Source organism: Streptomyces sp. NPDC048258, assembly GCF_043201995.1.
In the GTDB taxonomy this organism is placed as follows: domain Bacteria; phylum Actinomycetota; class Actinomycetes; order Streptomycetales; family Streptomycetaceae; genus Streptomyces.
Genome location: NZ_JBICZH010000068.1, coordinates 1 through 2,415 on the forward strand (window position 1 = coordinate 1; position 2,415 = coordinate 2,415).

General features: G+C 64.8%; 1 protein-coding gene and 1 pseudogene. One reads left to right on the forward strand and one right to left on the reverse strand.

Annotated elements, in window-relative coordinates; translation table 11 throughout:
- Positions 1–97: 97 nt before the first annotated feature.
- Positions 98–881, reverse strand: a pseudogene (locus ACGFYQ_RS42165) (IS110 family transposase); the annotation flags it as partial.
- A 1,006-nt stretch (positions 882–1,887) separates the two neighbouring features.
- Here ACGFYQ_RS42165 and ACGFYQ_RS42170 point away from each other — a divergent pair.
- Positions 1,888–2,184: a hypothetical protein gene (locus tag ACGFYQ_RS42170; RefSeq protein WP_393752669.1), complete on the forward strand. Its 297-nt coding sequence runs from the start codon at positions 1,888–1,890 to the stop codon at positions 2,182–2,184.
- Positions 2,185–2,415 lie beyond the last annotated feature (231 nt).

A 2,415-nucleotide genomic window follows, 5' to 3' on the forward strand; every position in this document is an offset into this window, starting at 1 on the left:
TGAGTTGCCTATGCGTCACGACCAATGTCCTACCGGATTCCGCCCCGCGAAGTAGGCGAAACCCCACAGCTGATCACGACATCACACAGGCCCTAGTGATCACCTCGAAGTGATGGTGGTCGCGAAACCGGGCCTCGATGAGCTTGTCGAGCTCGGCAACCTGCCGGTTGAGGGCCATCACCTCATTCGCCAGCGTGTGCACCATCTGGGCGGTCAGCTTCTCGCCGGGCAGGCTGGTGTGCTGGCGTTCGGCGGCCTGGACCGCGGTTTCGGCGAGCTGGTCGGCGCGGACGACCTTGCGGTTTCGGAGCCAGGTCTCCAGGCGGTTGGCGCCGAGTCGGCGGATGGCTGCGGGGGTCTGGTAGCCGGTCAGCAGGGTCAGCGGGCCCGTGTTGGTGAGGTCCAGGGCCCGTTCCAGGCCGGGGAAGATCCCGGACAGTTGGGCTCGGAGCCGGTTGACGGTGCGGGTGCGGTCGGCGACCAGGTCCATGCGGCGGCCCGTGAGGATCTTGAGGTCGATGACGGTTTCGTCGCCTCTGCGTAAGGGGTTCAGGTCCCGCCTGATGCGGACCTGGTCGGCGATGACCGCGGCGTCCTTGGCGTCGGTCTTGCCTTCGCCGCGGTAGCTCTCGGAGGCGCGGTGGATGGCCCGGCCGTAGATGTAGCGGACCGGCTGGTCGTGGTTGAGGAGGATCGCGATGGCCAGGGCGGCACCGCCGTCGGCCAGGTCGATGCCCCAGGTCACTTCGTCGCCCAGGGCCAGGACATCAGCGAGGAGTTGAAGGAGTTCGCCGAGACAACAGCCGGCGGCCGCTGTCGTCAATCGCGACGCAATGGTGGTGGGTCTTGCCTGCATCGATGCCGGCCCAGATCGCGGCCATCATGCCTCCGTGCGATGTGTTGCGGACAACTGCCCCACGGACGACCTCGCTGTCGGTTCCCTACGGAGCGATCATTCGCAATTCCTAATTGGCAGCCGAGTCGTCGTGGGGCGTCGGGCGGCCAATCGTTGGAAGCCACAAGCGGCAGAAGCTTGAAAGCCACACCCGACACCCCTGGGTGGGCCAACCATACGAAGGGCTCGCCCGGTCCCGCAGAACAACGTAGGGAGGGCTTGAGCTCCATCGTGGAACCGGGCGCGGCTCAACTGGAGCCGTTGTCAGTCCGTGAAACTGCGCAGTCGTCATGCTTCTGACCTGGGGTTGTGCAGGTTGGCTGAGCGGGTTGGCGGCTGTGTTGGCTCACTGGATCTGCGCATAGTTGGGGGACGCCAACCGTCTGACCTGTGGAGTCTTGAGCTCGGGGCCTGGTTGCGCAGGTTGGTTGAGCAGCGTGCAGCTTCACCGATCGCCGACAGCGGCGGACGCGGCCGGACATCATGTGCGGTGCCACATATGGTTTCCAGAGTCCAGCCATGACAAAAAATGAAGCACACGGGAGTGCGAGCCCCGAGAACAAGGGGACAGAGATAGCGTCCTGGGTACGGCCTCAAGTGCAGGACGTTGTCTGAGCCCGGCGCTCCTTTGCCTACTGGCCCCGCGCAGCGGGGCTTTTCCGGGGAACGAAGCGACCAGACCCCTGACGGCCGCTGAGGCCGCTTTCCGGGCGAGCGGAGCGAGGCGGGGATTAGGTCGTCTCTCCCAGATCAGCGAGCCCTCGGGGAGCAGGACTGTTTTCCGGCCGCCGGGACATGGGGGAAGACGGGCGTCCTTGCATCACTCAATCGCCCGCCCGTTCGAGCAGGCGTTCACGTGCGCAAAGCTCAACGTGCTCCGGCCCGCATCGCCGACCATGAGCCACATCTCCGACTCGCGGCCTATCGACCAGAATTTCCGGCCGTGTGTACTAGGATCCACCGCTAGCATCACTCGATCGGTAGGAGGCCCGATGATCGGCGTGCTCGTGACTTTCACGCAGACCGACAAGTTCGATCGTTCAACTATCGCAAAGATTGCTGGCGAACTCCGAGAACCGTTCGAAGGCATGGTCGGCCTTCGCTTCAAGAGTTTCATGCTCGACGAGGACGGCGTTCAGGCAAGGAACTTCTACGTGTGGGATGACGAGGAGAAAGCCCGCGCCTTCTTCACGGAGGAGATCGTCGACAAGGTGACGGGGATTTATGGTGTCCCACCCAAAATCGAGTACCTCGATATCGTGGGGTTCGTCGACAACTCAGGGACCTGATTCTCAGGTGACCTTGGGTGGGGGAGCAGAGCGGATCCGCCCAACGGGCCGGAGGCCCGGGCCCTGTGAAACAGGGTCACCTCCCCCCGGGCGGAGCACGGGGAGTCCCTGGGGCCTGCGTAGCAGGCCCGCTCTGATGGAGCGCAGCGGAATCAGAGCCGGTCCGGAGCGAAGCGCAGGACCCCCGGCCCGAAGGGCCGGCCACGGCTCGGAGCGAAGCGGAGAGCCCCG

Excerpts from the sequence above, each read along its gene's own strand:
- ACGFYQ_RS42170 (WP_393752669.1), top strand. The coding sequence starts at position 1,888 with ATGATCGGCGTGCTCGTGACTTTCACGCAGACCGACAAGTTCGATCGT.